This is a genomic window from Embleya sp. NPDC020630 (genome assembly GCF_044334985.1).
Taxonomy (GTDB): domain Bacteria; phylum Actinomycetota; class Actinomycetes; order Streptomycetales; family Streptomycetaceae; genus Embleya.
Window position 1 is genome coordinate 1,322,645 of the sequence record NZ_JBIRUB010000001.1, and the last position, 20,251, is coordinate 1,342,895.

Here is a 20,251-nt window from a genome sequence, read left to right on the forward strand (position 1 = left end):
GGTGGCATCGTTGCCCGCGTGGTCGGTAGCCGGCGCACTCGGGTGGAGCACGCGCCGGGCGGGGATCTGCGTCAGAGCCCTCGGAGCCGGTGCAGCATCAGGAGCGCGGCTACCGCGTTCGCGGAGCGCACCTCCCCGCGAGCGACCAGGTCCGGCACTTCCTTCAGTGGCACCCACTCGACCCGGGACGACTCGAACGCGTCCTCGGGCTCGCCGACGTGCTCGCCGCTGTCCGACCAGTAGATGTGGTGGACCGCGTCCGAGAGGCCGTTCGAGGGCTCGACGCTGAGCAGGTGCCGTAGCGGGCCCGGCCGCCAACCGGTCTCCTCCAGCATCTCCCGCGCCGCGGCGTCCTCGACCGCCTCACCCGCCTGTTCCTCGACGACACCGGCGGCAAGCTCCCAGCCCCATGTGTCTGTGATGAAGCGATGCCGCCACAGCAGGAGTACACGGTCCTGGTCGTCGACGATGGTCGCGAGGGCGACGGGCCTCTGCCGGATGAGGTAGTGGTCGAGGTGCCGCCCGTCGGGCAGCTCGACATCAGCGAGTCGGATGGTGAACCACTTGTTGCCGTAGACGTCGGTCTCGCTGTGCTTGATCCACTTCATGCGTGGTCTCCTTGCGGGCGGGGTGTTGCCCGTCAGTAGGGCATCGCCAGGACAGTCTCGACCCTCTCGGTCACCTCGCGCACCGCCGGTACGCCCGTGTGGGGTGCGAGCTTGCGGTGCATACCGTGGAGGCGGTCCGTGAGGCGCCGGGATTCCATGCCCTGTGCGGCGTCCAGGGTGGCCGCTGCGGATACCGAGGCCCGGTCGAGGTCGCGGCAGGCCACCGCCACGGAGGTGAGGGTGGCGAGGCGGTGCACCCTGCCGCGGGCGTGGGTCTGCGCGTCGACCGCCTCCTCGGCGTACCGCAGCGCAGGCCGATGATCGCCGAGGCTGAGCAGGGTCTCGGCGCCCTGCGCTTCCACCAGGCCAGGCTGGACGTAGCCGGTCTCCGGCGGCTCCTCCGCGCGTCGGAGCTTCCCGTATGCCTGTTCGGCGCGGTTGAGGCTGTCGCGAGCGGCGCTGGAGTGTCGCATGCGTGCGAACGCCTTGGCCTGCATGGCGTGCAGGTCGGCGGCCAAGCCCGGGGAGATATGGGGGCCGGCTGTGCGGAGCCCGGCTTCGGCGAACGCGGTGGCCTGTCGGTAGTCACGCAGGTAGATGGCCTGGTTGACGAGCAGGGCGATGACGTAGCCGCCGAACGCGTAATCGCCGCTGGCTTTGGCCATGCGCAACGCCTGGTGGAAATACCTCTGCGCGAGGCCCTGTTGGTCGGAGTCGTAGGAGCAGATACCCGCGACGGCCACCAAACCGCCTGCCGCCCGGAACAGCTCGCGGCCGACGCGGTCGGGGTAGTTGCCGCGCATGGCCGGGGTTACCTGCTCGGCAAGGAACCGGATCACCCGAGGCCGGGCGGCGAGGCCGCCGACCTGCTGGTACATGCGCACGTAGTGACTTCGGGCGCCGCGCAGCATCTCCAGGTCGTCGGCTCCGACGCGGGCCGGCCCGCGATGGGAGGCGTCGGCGTCGTGGGGCGGGTTCTCCCACTCCCAGACCGGGGCGATCGCGGCCATGCCGGTGACGGCGGGAGTCTCCTGTGCGGTGGGGGCGTTGCGGTGGTCGGACGTCCACAGCGCGGGCGCGCGCTCGACGAACACCGGCAGGGTCGTGCCGGTGGGTCCGTCCACGGCGGTGTCGAGGTCGATGTCCTGGGGCGTGATCTCGCGGCCGAGCCGCTCGCCCAGGACAGCGCAAACCAGCTCGATCGAACGGCCCCGCGGGCGCTGCCCTTTTAGCCATCTACCGACGGAGGTGTGGTCGTAGCGAAGGTGGAGGCCTGATGCCGCGCCGAGGTCGTTGACACGTTGCGCGAGTCCGGCGCGGGACATCCCGGCGTCGTCGAGTGCGGCGGCGAGCAGGTGGTTCGGGCTCATGAGTCCCCTTGGTATTGCTTGTCAAGCCCTGGTCATCGAGCCTAACGACTCGGCGTTCACACCCCGTGTGAATCGTGCACTTGCGCGGCCGGTTCTCACACCTCCCGCAGTCGGTGGTGAGCACGGGAGGCTGTCCATACAGCAGTCGACCAGACGAGGAGACCTCGGTGACGTACAGGCCGCTCATGGTCCAGGTGCTCGCGTCGGGTGATCTGGGGCGCCCTATTCGGGTCATGCTCGACGTCGGTGACGAGGGCGATGCCCAGGCATACGACCTCGACCGCGATCAAGCGCGCTTCCTCGTACACCAGTTGCAGGTCGAGTTGGCGGAGACGTCCCGGCTCCCTCCTGCCGGCCGGTTCTCGAACTCGGGCGGCTGACGAGCCGCCTTCCTGCCGCTGCGGCTCGGGACCGCACGCGGCCTCCGGCCTAGCCCGCGACTCCCACCGCGCCGCCGGGCCGGCTTCAGCGGGCCGACCGCTGTTCGACGGGCGGCCCTCGGCCCGGCGGTGTCATGGCACCGCCGGCCCCGACTCCCGCCCGGCCGTATCCACCCCCCGACGGCGGCCGGGCGGGACACCACATGCAGCACCGCAGACCCCCCAACCCATCGCCGGAGCCATCGTGACCGAGACGTTCGTGCGCCTGACCGCGGCCGTGGCCGCGCACCGGCGCCTGCACGCGACGTGTCCGGACCCGATATCGGCCGCGCAGATGCCTCGCGATCGCTGTCGTGCCGCTGCGGCCGAGGTGCGGATCGCCGTCGCCAACGCCGCCCGCGACCGGGTGCCGGTCGAGGCCATCGCACGAGCCACGGGGTTCTCACCGCGCTACGTCGACCTGATCCTCGACCGCAACCAGGACTGAGCACCACCCATGCCCCGCCACACCGATCGACATGGAGAAGCCATGCCCGAACCCGACCGGACACTGCTCGACTTCGAGTACGGGAACGACCTGCTCGTCGCCCGCTACACATGGCCCGGCCAGGGCCCCGACGACGCCTACGAGATCCAGACGTTCACGGTTTCGGTCGCGGAAGTGCCGCAGCTGATCGCGATCCTCCTCGCCCGCGTCGACCAGAACCTGCGCGCCGACATCCTGCGGGACGAGGTGCGCAAGGACCGCGGCGTTCGCATCCGACGCGCCGAGGCCATGGGGCAGACGCTCGACCCGAACCACCCGCTCACCGCGTCCATCCTCGCCATGGACGATGGAGACTGACACCCCTTCGGGGAGCAGTCCTCCGCCTGGGCCATTGCGAGCTTGCCCGCTTGCCGGTGAGGGGTGCCCGAGCCTCCCTGTCTTTGATGTGGCGTTGGTGGGGGTTCAGCCCGAGACCACCGCGCGCAGGCTCTCCTTGAGTGAACCCATCGTGGCCAGCACGGCCGTCGGCTCGTAGCCGCAGTGCGCCATGCAGTTGTCGCAGCGCGGGTCCTTGCCCCGACCGTAGTTCTCCCACTCGGTGTCGGTGAGCAGCTCCTTGTAGCTCTGCACGTAGCCGTCGCCCATGAGGTAGCACGGCTGCTGCCAACCGAGCAGCGAGTAGGACGGGATCGCCCACGGCGTGCACTCGAAATCGCGCTTGCCCTCGAGGAAGTCGAGGAACAGCGCGGAGTGGTTGAGCCGCCACTTCTTGCGCTTGCCGCCGGAGAAGGCCGCCTTGAACAACGCGCGGGTCTGCTCGACGCCGAGGAAGCGGTTCTGTACCGGCGCCTTCTCGTAGGCGTATCCGGGGGAGATCTGGATCCGGTCGACCTTGAGGTCGTCGTTGAGGAAGTCCAGCACGTCGACGATGGTCTCGGGGGAGTCCGTGTTGAAGAACGTGCTGTTCGTGTAGACCTGGAATCCGGCCGCCTTGGCCATCCGGATCGCGGCCACGGCCTCGTCGAAGACGCCGTCCTTGGCCACCGCCTGGTCGTGCTTCTCGCGCAGGCCGTCGATGTGCACCATCCACGCGAAGTTCTTGTTCGGCTTGAACTTGTGCAGGTGCTTGGGCAGCAGCACCGCGTTGGTGCAGATGATCACGAACTTCTTGCGCTTGAGCAGTTCCTCGACGATCAGGTCGATCTGCTTGTGCATCAGCGGTTCGCCGCCGGCCAGCGAGACCATCGGGGCGCCGCATTCCTCGACCGCCGCCACCGCCTGCTCCACCGACATGCGCTTGCGCAGCACGTCGTGCGGCTGCTGGATCTTGCCGCACCCGCCGCACTTGAGGTTGCACGCGAAGAGCGGCTCGACCTCCACGATCATCGCGAACTTGTCCACGCGCTTGATCTTCTGCTTGACCAGATGCGTACCGATTTTCACAGCCAGGTTCAGCGGCAGGCCCATGACCGTCGCACCTCTCTATCCCCGTACCCGGGGGCGTCGGCGTCCGCTGAAACCGTGCTCGGCGTGGCGTCGTTGCCCGGGGGCGCCCGATGATGACAACATCTTCAACATACAGGCTGTACGTCACGTGGGGGTTGTATGGCGGTCACGCGTCGGGCACAACATGTCGCAGACACCCGTGCGGCCCTGCTGGCCGCCGCCCGCGAATTGTTCGCGACCCGGGGCTACGCACAGACCGGTACCGAGGAGATCGTGGCGCAGGCCCGGGTGACCCGGGGCGCGCTCTATCACCACTTCAAGGACAAGGCCGACCTGTTCCGCGCCGTGATGGAGACCGTCGCGGCCGAGGCGGCGGAGGCGCTCGTAGCCCACGAGATGAGTCATGCCCAGGACCATCCGAGTGAACCTTGGGATCAGTTGCGACACGGGTTCCAGTCGTTCCTGGATGTGTGCACGACCGGGGACTTCCAGCGGATCGTGCTGGTGGACGGCCCGGCGGTGCTGGGGCCCGGGTCGTGGGACGCGCTGGTGGACGAGCACGGGCACGGGTTGCTCGCGGCGTGGTTGCGGCAGGCGATGGACAACGGCGAGATCGACGAGTTGCCGGTGCCGCCGCTGGCTCGGTTGTTGGCCTCGTTGATCTCGGAGGCGAGCCTGTACACCGCGCGTGCCGCCGATCCGGCGGTGGCGCGGCGCGAGGTGGGGGAGGTCATCGACCGGGTGTTGGCGGGGTTGCGGAAGAGCTGAGCGGGGGCGGGTTCGTCGCGGCCGGGGCGCGGGGTGCGGGGCGGTCATCGGGACAGGGTGGCGGTCATCACGGCCTTGGCGATCGGGGCGGCGAGGCCGCCGCCGGTGATGTCGGCGCGGTCGGCGGCGCCGTCCTCCACGACGACCGCGACGGCGACGGAGGGCTTCGCGTCGGGGCTCGGCTTGGCGTAGGCGATGAACCACGCGTAGGGCACGGCGCGGTTGTGCTCGCCGTGCTGGGCGGTGCCGGTCTTGCCGCCGACGACCGCGCCGTCGATCCGGGCGTTGCCGCCGGTGCCGGTGGTGACCACGTCCTGCATCATGCGCTGGAGTCGGCGGGCCACCGACGCGGGGACGGCACGGGCCAGGGTCCGTCGCTCGGTGCCGCGTACGGTGCTGCCGTCGTCTCGGGTGAGCCGTTCGACCAGGTACGGGCGCATCACCTCGCCGTCGTTGGCGATGCCGGCGGCGACCATCGCCATCTGGAGCGGGGTGGCGCGGGTGTCGAACTGGCCGATCGAGGACAGCGCGGTCTGCGGTCGGTCGGGGTTCTTGGGGAACACGCTCCGGGTGACCGCGACCGGGATCCGCAACTTCGGGTCGTCGAAGCCGAACGCGGTGGCCTGACGGCGCATCACCTCGGCGCCCATGTCCACCCCGAGCTTGGCGAAGACCGTGTTGCAGGACACGGTCAGCGCGTAGCGCAGCGAGGCGTTGCGGCAACCGTCGGCCTCGTTGCCGAGCAGGGTGTGCGTCTCCGGCAGCGGATAGGGGTCGGGGGTGGTGGTCGGCGCGTCGGGATCGGCGACCGTGCCGGAGGCGAGCGCGGCGGCGGCGGTGACCACCTTGAACGTGGAGCCGGGGGGATAGGTCTCGCGCAGCGCGCGGTTGAGCATCGGCCGGTCGGGGTCGCCGTCGAGCGCGGCCCACGCGGCGCGCGCGGACTTGTTCGCGCCGGCCACCGTGCCCGGGTCGTAGGACGGGGTGCTGACCAGGGCCAGGATCGCGCCGGTGGTGGGGTCGAGGGCGACCACCGCGCCCTTGTTGCCGGTGCTCGCGAGGCCGTTGAACGCGGCCTGTTGGGCGGCGGGCAGGATGGTGGTGGCCACGTTGCCGGCGGCGGCGCGCCTGCGGGTGACGGCGGTGATCACCGGCCAGGCGCCCAGGCGCGGATCGGTGCCCGCGAGGATGTCGTCCTCGACGCCCTCCAGGAGCGAGGTGCCGTAGAGCTGGGAGGCGTAGCCGGTGACCGGGGCGTAGAGCGGGCCGTCGGTGTAGCTGCGTCCGTACGCCAGGTCGAAGGATTCGGCCGTGTGTGGCGATCCGGTGATCGGCGTGTCGGCCACCAGGATGTCGCCGCGCGGTTGTTGGTAACGGATGATCTGCGGACGGCGGTTGCCCTCCATGTGGTCGTAGGCGTCGGCCTTGTGGGCCTGCACCCAGGTCGCGTTGCCGAGCAGCGCGAGGAGCAGCAGCAGGCAGAATCCGGCGGCGCGTCGGGCGGTGACGATCACGCGCGCACCTCCTCGGGCAGGGGTACGGGTTCCTCGATCGGCGCGAGCGGGCGGCGGCCCCGGTCGCTGATCTTCATCAGCAGGGCGATCAGGGCCCAGTTGGTGACCACGGACGAGCCGCCCTGGGCGAGGAAGGGCATGGTCATGCCGGTCAGCGGGATCAGCGCGGTCACTCCGCCGGCGACCACGAACACCTGGATCGCCAGCACGGCGGACAGCCCGTAGGCCAGCAGCGAGCCGAACGCGTCCGGCGCGGTCAGCCCGGCCCGGAAGCCGCGGGCGATCAGGAGCGCGTAGAGCACCAACAGCGCGGCGATGCCGGTGAGTCCCAACTCCTCGCCGACGGTGGCCAGGATGAAGTCGCTCTTGGCGGCGAACCCGACCAGGATCGAGTGCCCCAGGCCGAGCCCGGCGCCGAGCAGGCCGCCGGCGGCGAAACAGAACAGCGACTGGGCGAGTTGCCCCGGGCCCAGGCCGGCGTGGATGCTCGCGAACGGGTCCAGCCAGTTCTGTACTCGGCTGTGTACGTGAGGTTCGGCGGAGCCGACCACGAACGCGCCCAGGGCGATCAGGATCAGGCCGACCAGGATCCAGCCGATCCGGGCGGTGGCCACGTAGAGCATCACCACGAACGCGCCGAAGTAGAGGACGGACGTGCCCAGATCGCGCTCCAGGACCAGGATGCCGACCGAGGCCAGCCACACCGCGAGCACCGGTCCCAGGTCGCGGCCGCGGGGCAGGTTCACGCCGCAGAACCGGTGCCCGATCATCATCAGCGTCTCGCGGGTGCCGGCGAGGTAGGACGCGAAGAAGACGACCAGGATGATCTTGGCGAACTCGCCGGGCTGCAACGAGAACGAGCCCCATCGGATCCACACCTTCGCGCCGTTGATGGCGGGGAAGAAGACCGGGACGATCATCAGGAACAGCGCGACGGCGGCGGCGAGATAGGCGTATTTGCCCAGGGAACGGTGATCGCGCACGGCGATCATCACGGCCGCGAACAGGATCACCCCGATGGCCGACCACACCAGTTGCGAGGACGCGGCCTGCACCTTCGGCGCCTCCAGGTCGAGTCGGTAGATCAACACCAGTCCCAGGCCGTTGAGCAGGGCGGCGATCGGCAGCAGCACCGGATCGGCGTAGGGCGCGAAGAAGCGGACCAGGATGTGCGCGATCAGGACCAGCAGACCCAGCCCCAGGCCGTATTTCGCGGTGTCCGGGGGGATCGAGCCGTGCCTGGCCAGGCCGACGTTCGCGTAGGCGAAGACCGGGACCAGGACCGCGAACACGAGCAGCAGGAATTCGGTGTTGCGCCGCGTCGGCGGCAGGGGCTCGCCTGCCGCCGTCTTGCGCCGCCGCCATCTGGACATGCGCTCTGGAGTTCCCACAAGTGACCGTGGGTAACCGGAGTGTCGCAGTGGTGGGAGTATCGCGGTGGCGACAGCCCCGTGAGGGCTACGGCGTTGCCGTGCCTACACGTCGCGCCGGCGGAACACCGTCACCGCCGCGACCCCCGCCGCGATCGCCCACAGCGTCATCACCGCCACGCCCGGCCACGGGGCGAGTTCGTAGGCGTTGAACTCGTGCAGCCGCATGATGCGTTGCCCGGCCTTGTCCGGCAGGAACCTGGCCACCTCGCGGACCCCGGGTATCGCGGTCAGCGCGGCCGTGCCGAGGAAGATCAGCGGGATCAGCAGGCCCATCGAGGCCATCGGGGTGCGCAGCACGAAGGTGACGCCCGCGCAGATCACGGCGAGCAGCACCAGATAGACCACCTGACCGAATGCCGTGCGCCAGGTGGCCGCGGCGGTCAGCGAGATGTCGCCGGCGGGCAGCAACAACCGGGCCGCCAGCGTGCAGGTCAGACTCGACACGATTGCCGTGACCAGGGCCACGGCGGTGATCACGGTCAGCTTGGCGGCGGCGAAGAGCCGCCGGTCGGGCACCGCGGCCAGCGAGGCGCGGATGGTGCCCGCACCGTATTCGCCCGCCACCGCCAGCACCGCGAAGGCCACCAGGGCCAGTTGGCCGAAGTTGACGCCGTAGTGCACGAGGGTGAACGCGTCGTATTCGGCGCCGTCCTCGCGGCGTTGGCCCTCGGCGACGAACGCGTCGACCAGGGCGCTCACCCCGGCGATCGAGAGCACCGTGGCCAGGGGCAGCCAGCGGGTCGACGGCACCGAGCGGAGCTTGATCCACTCGGCCTCCAGGGCCGCCGCGAAGCTTGTCCTGGGCGCACGCGTTGCCCTGGTTTCCCGCTTCTTCGTGGTTTCCCGCGTTTCCGTGTTCATCACCGGCCACCTCCCGCGTATTGCTCGTGTCCGGCGGTCAGCCGGAGATAGACGTCTTCCAGGGACGGGCCGTCGCCGACGAAGTCGGTCAGCGTGGCGTCGGCCAGCAGTCGCCCGCCGGCGATCACCACCAGGTGGTCGGCGGTCAGCGCCATCTCGCTCATCAGATGGCTGGACACGAACACCGTGCGGCCCTCGGCGGCCAGCGAGCGGATCAGTTCGCGGATCCACCGGATGCCCTCCGGATCCAGGCCGTTGACCGGCTCGTCGAAGATCAGCACGCCGGGGTCGCCGAGCAGCGCGGCGGCGATGCCCAGGCGCTGGCGCATCCCCAGCGAGTAGGTGCCGGCGCGGCGGTGGGCCGCGTCGGTCATCCCCACCTGCGCCAGCACCTCCTCGACCCGCGACCTCGGTATGCGGTTGGACCGGGCCAGGTAGAGCAGGTGGTCGTAGCCGCGCCGGCGCCGGTGTACCGCTCCCGCGTCCAGCAGGGCGCCCACGTGGCGCAGCGGGTCGGGCGACTCGCCGTAGGCCCGGCCGTCGATGGTGATCCCGCCCGAGGTCGGGCGATCCAGGCCCAGGGCGATCCGCATCGTGGTCGATTTGCCCGAGCCGTTGGGACCGAGGAAGCCGGTCACGGTGCCGGCCGCGATCTCGACATCGAGGTCGTCGACGGCGAGGACGTCGCCGTAGCGCTTCGTCAGGTTTCGGATGCGGATCATCTGTGGTGCTCCCCGGGCCGGTTCGGCCGAGTCGATGCTGAGGGTGTCGGGCCCGAAGACCTCGTCGACACCCGGTGGTCGCCGCCCGGTTGCTGCGGTGCCTCAAGACTGCGACTCGGGGACCTTGGACCGGATCCCCCAACCGTGGGGACGGTCTCCCCCGGGCGGGGGAGGTCGCCGCCGGGGTGGACCTGGAGGATGGCGGGGTGTTCCGCATCGTTTCGTCCCGCAGCTCGCCGCGCGCCCGGCTCCGTCGCCTCGCCCGGCCCCTGGTCACGGCCGCCACCTACACGCGTGGCTTCCACCTGTTCACGGGCCTGCTCCTGGGCGTCGCGGTGGCCATGGTCTATCCCGGTCTGGAGGGCGGCGGCGGGCTCGGCGACCGCGTCGCGCTGCTGGCCATGCCCGTCCCGATCCTGACCGCGTTCGGGCTGATCGCCGAGGCGCGCCGGTTCGAGGGGTTCCAAGCCCGGCTGCTGCTGCGCCCCGGCGACGAGAGCGACATCGCGGTCACCCGGTCGCAGACCTGGGCCGACCGCCGGCGCACGGCACTGTGGCTGGTGTTGCGGGTCGAACTGGGCTGGCTCGGGCTCGCGCCGGCGGCGTCCGCGATCTTCACCGCCGTGGCGATGATCGGGTCGCCCGCCACCGGCGACGGTCTGGCGTTCGACGGGGCGAGCTTCCCGGGCGGCGCCGCGCACTGGTGGCTGGTCCCGCTGGGCCTGGCCGTCATCGTCGCGGCGCTGGCCTACCTGGTCGGCGCGGGCCTGCTGCTCACCGTGCTGGCCAAGCGGCTGCTCGGGCCGTCCGCGAGCGAGAAGCTGGCCGCCCTCGAACGACGCACCGAGCAACTGCTCGAACACAACCGGCTCGCGCGCGAACTGCACGACTCGATCGGCCACGCGCTGTCGGTGACCGTGCTCCAGGCGGGCGCGGCACGGCAACTGCTCGACACCGACCCGGCCTTCGCCGACCGGGCACTGGACGCGATCGAGGTGACCGGGCGGCAGGCCCTGGAGGACCTGGAACGCATGCTGCTGCTGTTGCGCGACGCGCCGGAGCCGGCCGCGCCCCGACCGGGGCTGGCCGAGCTGAAGGTGCTCGCCGACACCACGCGCGGCGCGGGCGCCTCGGTCCAGGTGCGAGTGCTGGGCTCGCTCGACGCGGTGCCGGCGGTGATCTCGCGCGAGGGCTACCGGATCGTGCAGGAATCGCTGACCAACGTGCTGCGGCACGCCGGTCCGGTGCCGGTCGAGGTCACGGTCGCGGTGCACGACCACGAGGTCGAGTTGACCGTGCGCAACGACACGGCCTCGGCCGAGGTGGGGTGGCGGGGGACCGGCGGGGGCAGCGGAAGCGGGCTGCGGGGCATCCGCGAGCGGGCCGCGCTGCTCGGCGGCGAGGCCACCGCGGGGCCGCACGACGGCTACTGGCGGGTGCATGCCCGGCTGCCCCTACGGTGGGCGTCGTGACGATCCGGATTCTGCTGGTGGACGACAACGAACTGGTGCGCGCCGGCTTGCGGGCGGTCCTGGCCGCACAGCCCGACTTCGAGGTGGTGGGCGAGGCCGGCGACGGCGCGGGGGTGCTCGCGCTGGTCCGTTCGCTGCGCCCGGACGTGGTCGCGATGGACGTACGCATGCCCCGGGTGGACGGCATCCAGGCCACCCGCGACCTCCTCGCGCACCTCGATCAGCCGCCCAAGATCCTGATCATCACCACGTTCGAGAACGACGAATACGTCTATGAGGCGCTTCGGGTCGGCGCGCACGGTTTCCTGCTCAAGCGGGCCCGTCCGGCGGAGATCACCGACGCGGTGCGGACGCTGGCCACGGGGGATTCGCTGCTGTTCCCGGCCAAGCTGCGCGCATTGGCCGAGCGTTTCGGGAAGACGGCGCGCAGCGACGCGGTGGCCCGGGCCAAGCTGACCGATCGTGAGGCCGACGTGTTGCGGGCAATGGCCCGGGGATTGAACAACGCCGAGATCGCCGCGGAGTTGTACCTGGGCACCGAGACGGTCAAGAGCCATGTGAGCGCGCTGCTGGCCAAGTTGAGCGCGCGTGATCGCACCCAGGCGGTGATCGCGGCCTACGAGTCGGGGTTCGTCGCGCCGGGCTGACCCCGGGGTGGGGCCGGCGGCCGGCGGGTGGCGCGTCGGGAGGTTGCCGATCGCGACTCGGGGGGCAGGCGAGGGGACCGAAAAGAGTCACACAAGACGGATTTTCGTACCATGTGTGACCCCTTCCGAGGACGCTCGTTGGCCACCGTGCGCACGGCCCCGCACCCAGTCGCGGGCGTCGACCACGGCGCGGGCGAGAGGGGACCCATCACATGCCACGCGGCGGCCACGAGAGCGCGTCCGAACCGACGGCCGAGCCCGTCCGGGACCTCGGAAGCGACCCGAGCATCGGGGGTCGGACGCGCCGGGCCCGGGCGGGCCTGGCCGACCTGGCCGACCTGTGTCGGCGGCGGCTCGACGGGCGCGCGGTGCACCGGACCGAGGCCCTGATGGTCGGCCGCTACCCCGAACTGGTGCGGCTCGCCTACCTGATCCTGCCGCCCGGCCTGGAGCGGCACCGCCGGGTGCTCACGGCCCACGCCCTGGTCCAGGACGCACTGCCCGGTCGGTGGCGCGACGTCGGGCGTCGACCGGGCGCGGCGGGGATGAGTGACGCGGAACTCGTTCGGCTGCGGATCGTGCGCGGCGCGCTGCTGCGATGTCGGTCCACCCGGCGGTGGGCGGCCCGGCCGGCGGCGCTGCCGCAGGTCTGGGGGCTGCGTCTGTTCCCGCCGACCGGCGGCGCCGACGAGCCGGCGATCGAACAGGCGCTGGGCCGACTGTCCGGGCCGGGGCGGGCCGCCTACGTGTTGCGGGTGCTCGAAGGTCTCGACCCGGTCGGGGTGGTCGAACTGCTGCTGATCGCCGGCGTCGAGGACATCGCGAGCGCAGAGGCCGAGGCCGACGCGCTCGCGGCCGGCCCGCCGGCCCGCGCCGACGGGCCCGGATCGGCGGCGGAGCGACTGCTGCACGCCGCCCACTTCGACCCGTGCACGCTCCGGGCCACCCCGTCGGACCTGCTGCGCCGACGACGCCGGAGGCGTACCGCGCTGGGTGCGGTCGCGGTCGCGGCGGTGCCGGCCGTCCTCGTTTCGTATGTCGGCGACGCGACCGGGTCCGGCACCCACGTCGCGCCCGCCGCCCGGGTCGTGGTCCAGGCGCCGCCCCGGATGGTCCCGGCCGGCGCCTGGACCACCACCACCCGGCTGGACTTCGACGTCTGGTCCACCCGAGGGGCGCGCGCCGGCGACCAGGCGCTGACCCGGCGTGCGGTCCGGGCCTGGGTCGAGCCCGAGGCCGGCACCATCGTCGCGCTCGGCCAGGGCGCCGCCGCCGGCCCACCGATCGGCCTGCCGCGCCTGCTGTACGCGGGCGACGTCGCGGAGGCCGCGGTGGTCCTGCTCACCGACGGCACGCGCCTGGCCCGGTACACCGAGGAGCACGGCGGCCGGCGTCTCGACGTGGCCGCGGCCGACGACTCGGACGCCCGTTCCGCCTCGGCCGTGGTGCTGCACCGGGGTGTGGCGGGCGTGCGGATGTTGCTCGCGCCGTGGGTGGACGAGGCGGCGACGCGGGATCTGCGCCGGCCCGACGACAAGAGCAGGCCGCTGCCGGTCACCGACGGAACGACCGCCCCGATGCCGGACCCGGGCACGGTGGCCAAGGGCTGCGCGACGGTGCCGGTGCTCGAACTGGTGTCCAGGCGGGCCGCCGACGGCCACCCGTACCTGCTCGCGGACCTGGGCGAGGTGTCCGCGACCCACCTCACCTACATGCCGCCGCCGGAGTTCGCGCACACCGGCCGGCCGGCGGAGGCGGCCTCGACCGAGCGTGCGCTGACCGTCTGGTCGCGCACGGCCTGTGTGCTGGAGACGCTGCGCGGGCGGGGCCTGCGGCTGGTGGACAACTGGGAGTTCGCGCACTTCGACCTGCCGGAGGCGGCCGGGGAGGGCATGTGGTCGTGCGTGCACGCGTTCGACCGTCGGGGTGGCGGCGACGTCGTGGTCCAGTTCCTGCCGCCCGGGGCCAACGCGGCCGGGGCGCAGACCGTCGAACGGCTCGCCGATTCGCCCGCGTGCAGCCGTTCGGCCAACGACATCGTCACCGCCACGTGGTGGCGCGCCCGATCCGGCGCCTGGTACCTGGTCGCGGCCGGCAGCCGGGACGTGGTCAAGCTGACCGCCTCCGCCCCCCTCACCGGCTCGGCGGACGCCCGCCAACTGATCCTCAAGTCCCCCGGCACCACCCCGAACACCACGGCCCGTCCCAAGGTGATGGCCACGCTCAAGTCCGGCGGCACCATCAAGCCGCTGACGTGATCAGGAAGCGACCGGCCCGGCACCCGACCGGGTGTTCACCCGCCCCGCACCCTGCCACCGACCCGACCACCACGGCGGCGCCCACCCCGGACACGACCACGGCCACTCGTCGGGCGTCGAGGCCCCAAGCCGCCCGCCTGCCACGCCGTCCGCCGCGCGCCCGCCCGTCGGGCCGCCGGCCCGCTTGCCGCCCGCGTCGCCCACGTGTGAGCGACCCGCCGGCCGGCGGGCCCGGAGCACCCCGCCCTCACCCCGTCGGCAGGCGCACCTCGAAGCGGCAGCCCGTGCCCGTTTTGGCGACCGCGACCCGGCCCGCCTGGGCCTCGACGATGCCGCGGACGATGGCCGGGCCGTCGGGTGCCTCCCCCGGATCCAGCCCGAGCCCGACCTTGGCCACCTGATGACACACCGCGTCCACACCGACCAGCGCCCGCGCCACCGCATCCGCGTCGCGCACGTCCCCGACCCCGGAGCGCACGGAGCGCGCGTCGGCGGCCGGGCGCCGAGCGGGCGTGGTGCGGCCGTGAGCCCCCGCCGATGCGGGCGCCACGGCAGTGCTCGGCCTGGGAGGCGGCCCTGGCCGACCCCCACCCGCCGTCATCCGCGCGCCCCGCCCGCGGCTCGGGGCGGACGCCCGCCGGCGGTCGGGTAGCGATTCGTCGCCTGGCTGTGGTGCCTGCCGCCGAGGGCCGGGACGGTGGTTTGGGGATTGCGGAAAAGTGATATCACTTTGCTATGGTGGTGATGGCAGGTTGGTCGAGTAGGGAGTGGGCGTCGTGAGTGATTTCGGGTCCGGGACTGTCGTGGAGATGCCGGCGCCGCAGGTGCGGGAGCGAGTGGTGACGGGGGCGGCCGGGTTGCCCGCGTTGGCCGTGGGGGTGCTTTGTGTCGCCGGGGGCATCGGGTTGACCGTGGTCGGCGCGCTCCTGGACGACGGGCAGAAGGTGGCCGCCGTCACGAGTGGGATCGTGATCATCGTCCTGGCGCTGTTCGGGCTGTGTGGGCTGACCACCGTCGCGCCCGGCGAGGCGCGGGTGCTTCAGCTGTTCGGGCACTACAAGGGCACGGTGCGCAAGGACGGGCTGCGGTGGGTGAACCCGTTCACCGACCGCACCAAGGTCTCCACCCGGATCCGCAACCACGAGACGCAGACCGCCAAGGTCAACGACAACGACGGCAATCCGATCGAGATCGCCGCGGTCGTGGTCTGGCAGGTCGAGGACACCGCGCAGGCCAAGTTCGAGGTGGACGACTTCGAGGAGTTCGTCGCCATCCAGACCGAGACCGCCGTGCGGCACATCGCCAACAGCTACCCGTACGACGACCACGGCCAGGGCGGCATGTCCCTGCGCGACAACGCCGACGAGATCACCGGCAAGTTGTCCGCCGAGATCGGTGCCCGGGTCGCCTCGGCCGGGGTCAGCGTGGTCGAGTCGCGGATCACCCGGCTCGCCTACGCGCCGGAGATCGCCCAGGCGATGTTGCGTCGCCAGCAGGCCGGCGCGGTGGTCGCGGCCCGGCAGCGGATCGTCGAGGGTGCGGTGGGCATGGTCGAACTGGCGCTGAACCGGCTCGAGGAGGGCGACCTGGTGGAACTTGACGACGACCGCCGGGCGGCCATGGTCAGCAACCTGCTCGTAGTCCTGTGCAGCGACCAGGCCACCCAGCCCGTGGTCAACACGGGTTCCCTGTACGCATAGTCGGTCCCCGTGACCGAACGCAAGAAGATCCTGCTCCGGCTGGACCCGGCCGTGCACGACGCGATCGCCAAGTGGGCGGCCGACGAACTGCGCAGCACCAACGCGCAGATCGAGTTCCTGCTGCGCCGTGCGCTGGGCGACGCGGGTCGGATGCCGGGCAATGCCGGGCGACCGGCCCGACGGGGCCGCCCGCCCAAGTCGGCTCCGCCGGCCGGCTCGGCCTCCGATTCCGATACCGATACCGATACCGAGCCCGGTGGAGGCGACGGTGGCGATCGAGGCGACCCTGGCACTCCTGGTCGGCGCGGCGGCGACGGTGGCGACCCTGGCGACGTCGAGACCGCGCCGTGACGACCACCTCGCGGGCCATCCCGCAGGTCACCGCGCAGGCGGACCGAAGCACCATCCCGAAGACGATCCGACGCCCCGGCGCCGAGGAGGTCGATGTGCACGCGACACTGCCCCAGCGGGTGTTCCTGCTGGCCCACAGCCCCGAACGGCAACTCATGCTGAGCCGCACCCACCTCGGGGCGACGCTACAGGCGGCGGCCCTGTACGAGCTCCACGACCTGGGCCTGATCCACGACGACGCCGGCAAGGTCCGGGCGACGTCGGGGCGGACGGGGCGGGCCCGAGCGGCCGTGCCGCCGTGTGAACTGGCGGCCGACCTGCTGGCCCGGATCGAGGCGAGCGAACGGGCGTACCGCTGGCGGTACTGGGTGAAAAAGCGTGACGGCAAGGCCGTCGACCGGGTCGCGGACTCTCTGGTGCACGACCGGGTGATCCGGCAGGAGACGCGCCGCCTGTTCGGGCTCATCCCGTACCGCCGGTTCGTGCTGCGGCAGGCACCGATGCGTGTCGCGGCGGTGAACGCGATGCAAGCCGCGCTCAAGGGCCGGGTCGCCGAGGTGCCCACTCCGGACGCGGCCCTGGCCGTGCTCGCCTACCACGGCGAGCTGCGCACGGTGCTCGGCGGCCGGGAACGCCGGGAGGCGAAGGAGCGGATCAACGAGTTGTCGGCCCGTCTCGGCCCGATCCCGGGTGCGCTGCGCGTGGTGGTACGGGACGCGAAATCCGGGGCCGCCGGCTGAACCGGCTTGACGGTGTCCGTAGTGTCGGGGAATGACCTCCCGCACCACCACCGGCGTGCCCGCGCGCCCGCATCCCGCCCTCGCCGACCGGCTTTTGCCGGGGCCGCGAGGGCGTGCGGTGTTGTTGGTGCTGGCGAGTGCGTGTTCGATCCAGTTCGGCGCCGCGTTCGCGGCCCGGCTATTTCCCCAGGTGGGACCGGCGGGCGCGGTCACGCTGCGTCTGGTCATCGCCGCCGCGCTGCTGCTCGCGTTCTCCCGGCCCCGGGTGCGTGGACGCTCGCGCGGCGACTGGCTGGTGGTGGCCGGCCTGGGCGTGATGTTCGCGGGCATGAACATGTGCTTCTACGAGGCCATCGACCGGCTCCCGCTGGGACCCGCGGTCACGCTGGAGTTCCTGGGCCCGCTCGGCCTGGCCGTGGTGTTGTCCCGCCGACTGCGCGACATGGTGTGGATCGTGCTCGCGGCCGGCGGTGTGCTGCTGCTCGGCGGTGGCGGATTCGGCGGCCTCGACCCGGTCGGGGTGGTGTTCATCCTGGCCGCGGCGGCCTGCTGGGCGGGCTACATCGTGGTCGCCTCGAAGATCTCCGCGCGCTTCGACGGCATCGAGGGCCTGGCCCTGGGCTTCGTGGTGGCCGCGGTGCTGGTGACCCCGCTGGGCGTGGCGACGGCCGGCTCCGCGCTGGTCGAGCCGAAGATGCTGGGATTGGGCGCGTGTGTCGCGCTGCTGTCCTCGGCGCTGCCGTACAGCTTCGAGATGCTCGCGATGAAGCACCTGCCGCCGGCCACGTTCGGCCTGCTGGCCAGCCTGGAACCGGCGGTGGCCGGGATGGCCGGCTTCCTGGTGCTGCACCAGTCGCTGGTGCTCGTGCAGATCGTGGGCATCGCGCTGGTGGTGATCGCCAGCGCGGGCGTCACCCTCGCCCAGTCGCCTCGGGAGCCCCGGCGGACCCGGCAGGCGCGGCGGTCCCGGTCGGCTCCGGGAATGTCCGATACACCCGGGCCCGGGCCCGATCCACGAGCAACTCCCGATGCAGGTGCCACCCCCACTCCGGCCGCAGCACCGGACGCTTGTGCGGAGTCACCACAACGAACGCCGTCGTGACCTCGGTCAGCGCGTAGGCCAGCGCCGGCAGCCACGACTCGGCGAGCAGGTGCAGCGCGTAGCTGCACACCACGAGCGAATACGTGCGCCCGGCGAGCGCGCCCGCCGCGATCTGCTCGAACCGCAACGGCTCGGCCGGCCGCCCGGTCCGCTCCAGGTAGGCATCGCCGGTGTACGGATCGACGCCGGTCACCTCCCGCGCGCCCAGGTCGCGCAGCGCCAGGGTGGCCTCGCCGCTGCCGCAGGCCAGGTCGAGCACCGAGGCCGCCAACCCGGGCTCGGCCGCGAACGGCCCGGTCAGCACCTCGGTCAGCACCGCCCGCACCCGCGGCTCGTGCGGGTTGCGGTACTGCGCCCCGTGGCGGGCGTAGAAACCCTCGGCGCCCAGTTCCTCGTAGGCGGGCCGGATCTTGTCCATGCCGTCGATTGTCCCCTCGCCGCCGGCCGTGCCGTCGACCGCACCGGTGCTGCCGGGGTGTCAGCGGCGCGGCGCGTACATGATCAGCGCAACGCCGACCAGGCACACGCTCGCGCCGGCCACGTCCCAGCGGTCCGGGCGGAAGCCGTCCACGACCATGCCCCAGGCCAGCGAGCCCGCGACGAACACCCCGCCGTAGGCGGCCAGGATCCGACCGAAATTCGCGTCGGGCTGGAGGGTCGCGACGAACCCGTACACGCCCAGCGCGATCACCCCGAGGCCCGCCACCCACCACGGCCGGTGTTCGCGCACGGACTGCCAGACCAGCCACGCGCCGCCGATCTCGGCGAGCGCGGCGAGGGCGAACAGGATCAGGGAGCGCGCGACGATCATGGACGTACCGTAGGGGCGAAGCGCGGCGCGGCCGAACACCCGGCGCACGCGCACCGGGCCCGCCGGGCGTCCACGATCGTGGACGGCCGGTGAGAGCGGGGTCGGCGGCTCGGTAAACTCCCCGGTCGTGACGTCCCAGCCTGTGCGCAAGCCCCGCATTCCGAACGTTCTGGCCAACCGCTACGCCTCCCCGGCGCTGGCCACGCTGTGGTCCCCCGAGTACAAGGTGGTGCTCGAGCGCCGACTGTGGCTCGCGGTGCTGCGCGCCCAGGCCGACCTGGGCATCGACGTGCCCGAGGGCGCGGTCGCCGACTACGAGCGGGTGGTGGAGCAGGTCGACCTGGCCTCGATCGCCGAACGCGAGCGGGTCACCCGGCACGACGTCAAGGCCCGGATCGAGGAGTTCAACGCCCTCGCCGGCCACGAGCACGTGCACAAGGGCATGACCTCGCGCGATCTGACCGAGAACGTCGAGCAGTTGCAGATCCGCTCCTCGCTCGAACTGGTCCGCGACCGGGTGGTCGCGCTGCTGGTCCGGCTGGCCGAGTTGTCCGCGCAGTACGCCGAGCTGGTCATGGCCGGCCGCTCGCACAACGTCGCCGCGCAGGCGACCACGCTGGGCAAGCGGTTCGCGTCGGCGACCGACGAGCTGCTGGTGGCCTACCACCGCCTCGAGGACCTGATCGCCCGCTACCCGCTGCGTGGGATCAAGGGCCCGGTCGGTACCGCGCAGGACATGCTCGACCTGCTCGGTGGCGACGAGGACCGGCTGGCCGAGCTGGAGGGGCGGGTCGCCGCGCACCTGGGCTTCGAGCACGCGTTCGTCTCGGTCGGCCAGGTCTACCCGCGCTCGCTCGACTACGACGTGGTGACCGCGCTGGTCCAGCTGGCCGCCGCGCCGTCGTCGTTGGCCAAGACGATCCGGCTGATGGCCGGGCACGAGCTGGTCACCGAGGGTTTCCAGCCCGGTCAGGTCGGGTCGTCGGCCATGCCGCACAAGATGAACACACGTTCGTGCGAGCGGGTCAACGGCTTCACGGTGATCCTGCGCGGCTACGCCTCGATGGTCGGCGAGTTGGCGGGCGACCAGTGGAACGAGGGCGACGTGTCCTGCTCGGTGGTGCGGCGGGTGGCGCTGCCGGACGCGTTCTTCGCGTTCGACGGGCTGGTCGAGACGTTCCTGACCGTGCTGGAGGAGTTCGGCGCGTTCCCGGCCGTGGTCGCGCGCGAACTCGACCGCTATCTGCCGTTCCTGGCCACGACCAAGGTGCTGATGGCCGCGATCCGCGGTGGCGTGGGGCGCGAGGCCGGGCACGAGGTGATCAAGGAGCACGCGGTCGCCTCGGCGCTGGCGCTGCGGGAGGGCGTCGAGCGCAACGAACTGCTCGACCGCCTGGCCGCCGACGAGCGCCTGCCGCTGGACCGGGCCGCGCTCGACACGCTGCTCGCCGACCGGCTGTCGTTCACCGGTGCGGCGGCGGCCCAGGTGGCCGAGGTGGTCCGCCGGGTGGAGGCGGTAGCGGAGAAGCACCCGGAGGCGGCGAAGTACCGTCCGGGCGCGATCCTCTAGGCCGGTGCGGC

The 20,251-nt window shown here is 72.0% G+C and carries 20 protein-coding genes and 2 pseudogenes; 12 read left to right on the forward strand and 10 right to left on the reverse strand.

What is annotated here, in order from left to right; genetic code table 11:
* Positions 1–71 precede the first annotated feature (71 nt).
* Entirely contained in the window at positions 72–608 is a 537-nt protein-coding gene (locus ACH4XV_RS05445; RefSeq protein ID WP_395786917.1) for an NUDIX hydrolase, read from the reverse strand.
* A gap of 32 nt (positions 609–640) precedes the next feature.
* Positions 641–1,978 (reverse strand): transcriptional regulator, encoded by a 1,338-nt coding sequence (locus tag ACH4XV_RS05450; RefSeq protein WP_395786918.1) that lies wholly within the window; start codon positions 1,976–1,978, stop codon positions 641–643.
* A gap of 167 nt (positions 1,979–2,145) precedes the next feature.
* Between ACH4XV_RS05450 and ACH4XV_RS05455 the strand changes: the two genes are divergently transcribed.
* The 3 genes from ACH4XV_RS05455 to ACH4XV_RS05465 all read left to right on the forward strand — a co-directional run bounded on the left by ACH4XV_RS05455 (position 2,146) and on the right by ACH4XV_RS05465 (position 3,202).
* A complete protein-coding gene (locus ACH4XV_RS05455; protein ID WP_395786919.1) occupies positions 2,146–2,358 on the forward strand; it encodes a hypothetical protein in 213 nt (70 codons plus the stop codon).
* Positions 2,359–2,602: 244 nt separating this feature from the next.
* Entirely contained in the window at positions 2,603–2,845 is a 243-nt protein-coding gene (locus ACH4XV_RS05460) for a hypothetical protein (RefSeq protein ID WP_395786920.1), read from the forward strand.
* Positions 2,846–2,887: 42 nt separating this feature from the next.
* Positions 2,888–3,202 carry a hypothetical protein gene (locus ACH4XV_RS05465; protein WP_395786921.1) on the forward strand — a complete coding sequence of 105 codons (315 nt, stop codon included), beginning with the start codon at positions 2,888–2,890 and terminating at the stop codon, positions 3,200–3,202.
* Between the two features lie 105 nt (positions 3,203–3,307).
* Here the strand turns inward: ACH4XV_RS05465 and hpnH are convergent, their stop codons facing one another.
* A complete protein-coding gene (gene hpnH, locus ACH4XV_RS05470) occupies positions 3,308–4,312 on the reverse strand; it encodes an adenosyl-hopene transferase HpnH (protein WP_380000692.1) in 1,005 nt (334 codons plus the stop codon).
* A gap of 138 nt (positions 4,313–4,450) precedes the next feature.
* On the opposite strand from hpnH, the gene ACH4XV_RS05475 reads away from it, so the two are divergent.
* Positions 4,451–5,059, forward strand: coding sequence for a TetR family transcriptional regulator (locus ACH4XV_RS05475; RefSeq protein ID WP_380000690.1), 609 nt, complete (start codon positions 4,451–4,453; stop codon positions 5,057–5,059).
* A 44-nt stretch (positions 5,060–5,103) separates the two neighbouring features.
* On the opposite strand, the gene ACH4XV_RS05480 is transcribed toward ACH4XV_RS05475, so the two are convergent.
* The 4 genes from ACH4XV_RS05480 to ACH4XV_RS05495 form a co-directional block, all read right to left on the reverse strand.
* Positions 5,104–6,573: a peptidoglycan D,D-transpeptidase FtsI family protein gene (locus ACH4XV_RS05480; RefSeq protein ID WP_395786922.1), complete on the reverse strand. Its 1,470-nt coding sequence runs from the start codon at positions 6,571–6,573 to the stop codon at positions 5,104–5,106.
* The gene (locus ACH4XV_RS05485; protein WP_395786923.1) at positions 6,570–7,946 is read right to left on the reverse strand and encodes an FtsW/RodA/SpoVE family cell cycle protein; all 1,377 of its coding nucleotides are present in this window, start codon (positions 7,944–7,946) and stop codon (positions 6,570–6,572) included. The genes ACH4XV_RS05480 and ACH4XV_RS05485 overlap by 4 nt, the downstream gene beginning before the upstream one ends.
* A 102-nt stretch (positions 7,947–8,048) precedes the next feature.
* Positions 8,049–8,867: an ABC transporter permease gene (locus ACH4XV_RS05490; protein ID WP_395786924.1), complete on the reverse strand. Its 819-nt coding sequence runs from the start codon at positions 8,865–8,867 to the stop codon at positions 8,049–8,051.
* Complete coding sequence (locus tag ACH4XV_RS05495) at positions 8,867–9,589, reverse strand: ABC transporter ATP-binding protein (RefSeq protein WP_395786925.1); 723 nt, start codon at positions 9,587–9,589, stop codon at positions 8,867–8,869. The genes ACH4XV_RS05490 and ACH4XV_RS05495 overlap by 1 nt, the downstream gene beginning before the upstream one ends.
* 206 nt (positions 9,590–9,795) lie before the next feature.
* Here ACH4XV_RS05495 and ACH4XV_RS05500 point away from each other — a divergent pair, with 206 nt between their 5' ends.
* From ACH4XV_RS05500 to ACH4XV_RS05510, 3 genes are all read left to right on the forward strand, one after another.
* Positions 9,796–11,061, forward strand: coding sequence for a sensor histidine kinase (locus tag ACH4XV_RS05500; protein WP_395786926.1), 1,266 nt, complete (start codon positions 9,796–9,798; stop codon positions 11,059–11,061).
* Positions 11,049–11,708 carry a response regulator gene (locus tag ACH4XV_RS05505; protein ID WP_395786927.1) on the forward strand — a complete coding sequence of 220 codons (660 nt, stop codon included), beginning with the start codon at positions 11,049–11,051 and terminating at the stop codon, positions 11,706–11,708. The genes ACH4XV_RS05500 and ACH4XV_RS05505 overlap by 13 nt, the downstream gene beginning before the upstream one ends.
* 212 nt (positions 11,709–11,920) lie before the next feature.
* The gene (locus ACH4XV_RS05510; protein WP_395786928.1) at positions 11,921–13,966 is read left to right on the forward strand and encodes a hypothetical protein; all 2,046 of its coding nucleotides are present in this window, start codon (positions 11,921–11,923) and stop codon (positions 13,964–13,966) included.
* A 247-nt stretch (positions 13,967–14,213) separates the two neighbouring features.
* Here the strand turns inward: ACH4XV_RS05510 and ACH4XV_RS05515 are convergent, their stop codons facing one another.
* On the reverse strand, positions 14,214–14,423 hold the full coding sequence (locus tag ACH4XV_RS05515) for a hypothetical protein (protein WP_395786929.1): 210 nt from the start codon (positions 14,421–14,423) through the stop codon (positions 14,214–14,216).
* 352 nt (positions 14,424–14,775) lie between these two features.
* Between ACH4XV_RS05515 and ACH4XV_RS05520 the strand changes: the two genes are divergently transcribed.
* From ACH4XV_RS05520 to ACH4XV_RS05535, 4 genes and pseudogenes are all read left to right on the forward strand, one after another.
* Positions 14,776–15,666: an SPFH domain-containing protein gene (locus ACH4XV_RS05520; RefSeq protein WP_395787066.1), complete on the forward strand. Its 891-nt coding sequence runs from the start codon at positions 14,776–14,778 to the stop codon at positions 15,664–15,666.
* A 9-nt stretch (positions 15,667–15,675) separates the two neighbouring features.
* Positions 15,676–15,885 (forward strand): annotated as a pseudogene (locus ACH4XV_RS05525) (hypothetical protein); the annotation flags it as partial.
* Positions 15,886–16,013: 128 nt separating this feature from the next.
* Complete coding sequence (locus ACH4XV_RS05530) at positions 16,014–16,757, forward strand: GPP34 family phosphoprotein (RefSeq protein ID WP_395786930.1); 744 nt, start codon at positions 16,014–16,016, stop codon at positions 16,755–16,757.
* Positions 16,758–16,788: 31 nt separating this feature from the next.
* Complete coding sequence (locus ACH4XV_RS05535) at positions 16,789–17,859, forward strand: EamA family transporter (RefSeq protein ID WP_395786931.1); 1,071 nt, start codon at positions 16,789–16,791, stop codon at positions 17,857–17,859.
* 28 nt (positions 17,860–17,887) lie between these two features.
* Here the strand turns inward: ACH4XV_RS05535 and ACH4XV_RS05540 are convergent.
* Both ACH4XV_RS05540 and ACH4XV_RS05545 read right to left on the reverse strand, forming a co-directional pair.
* Positions 17,888–18,277 (reverse strand): annotated as a pseudogene (locus tag ACH4XV_RS05540) (class I SAM-dependent methyltransferase); the annotation flags it as partial.
* 60 nt (positions 18,278–18,337) lie between these two features.
* Positions 18,338–18,670, reverse strand: coding sequence for a YnfA family protein (locus ACH4XV_RS05545; protein WP_395786932.1), 333 nt, complete (start codon positions 18,668–18,670; stop codon positions 18,338–18,340).
* 127 nt (positions 18,671–18,797) lie between these two features.
* Here ACH4XV_RS05545 and purB point away from each other — a divergent pair, with 127 nt between their 5' ends.
* Positions 18,798–20,240, forward strand: coding sequence for an adenylosuccinate lyase (purB, locus tag ACH4XV_RS05550; protein ID WP_380000668.1), 1,443 nt, complete (start codon positions 18,798–18,800; stop codon positions 20,238–20,240).
* Positions 20,241–20,251: the final 11 nt, after the last annotated feature.